The sequence below is a fragment of the Acidovorax sp. ST3 genome (genome assembly GCF_003231145.1).
In the GTDB taxonomy this organism is placed as follows: Bacteria; Pseudomonadota; Gammaproteobacteria; order Burkholderiales; family Burkholderiaceae_C; genus Acidovorax.
Genome location: NZ_QKVP01000047.1, coordinates 1 through 668, shown reverse-complemented (window position 1 = coordinate 668; position 668 = coordinate 1). Strand labels below are relative to the sequence as shown.

The 668-nt window shown below is 67.7% G+C and carries 1 pseudogene; it reads left to right on the top strand.

Going from position 1 to position 668, the window contains the following annotated elements:
* Positions 1 to 501 (top strand): annotated as a pseudogene (locus DNK89_RS23455) (argininosuccinate lyase); the annotation flags it as partial.
* Between the last annotated feature and the right edge of the window lie 167 nt (positions 502 to 668).

Below are 668 nucleotides of genomic sequence, written 5' to 3'. Positions count from 1 at the left end.
GATCGCGTGCTCAAGGCCATGGTGATCAGCCCGGACCGCGCGCTGGAGGAACTGAACAGCGACTGGACCGCTTCGCAGGAACTGGCCGACGTGCTGATGCGCAAGTACAAGCTGCCGTTCCGCGACGGCCATCACTTCGCGTCGGAAGTGGTGAGCTACGCCAAGGCCAACAACATCAAGCCGCTGGACTTCCCGTATGACCAGGCGCGCCGCATCTACGCCGAGGCGATGAAGGGTTCCAAGTACCCGAACGAACTGCCGATGAGCGAGGCCGAGTTCCGTTCGACGCTGGACCCGGTCGCCATCGTCAAGAACCGCGCCACCAGTGGCGGCCCTCAGCCGGCGGAAATGGAGCGCATGATCAAGGAGGCGCGCGAGCAACTGGCCTCGCAGGACAAGTGGATCAAGGAACGCCGAGCCCACATCGCCGATTCGCTGGCCGCGCTGGACAAGGATTTTGACGCGCTGGTGGCCAGCGCGCCGAAGGACAAGGCCCAGTAAGCGGCCGCCCGGCCGCGCGATGCCGGGCGGCGCGCCGCGCCGGCCGGGGTCAGCGGCACGCCATCGAGTAGTCGCAGCGGATCTGGTCGGGTAGGTCGCGGCCCCGCGCGGGGTCGACCGCTCCGGCCGGCGCATCCCACGCGATCAGTTGCGCCACGTCGTTGTTG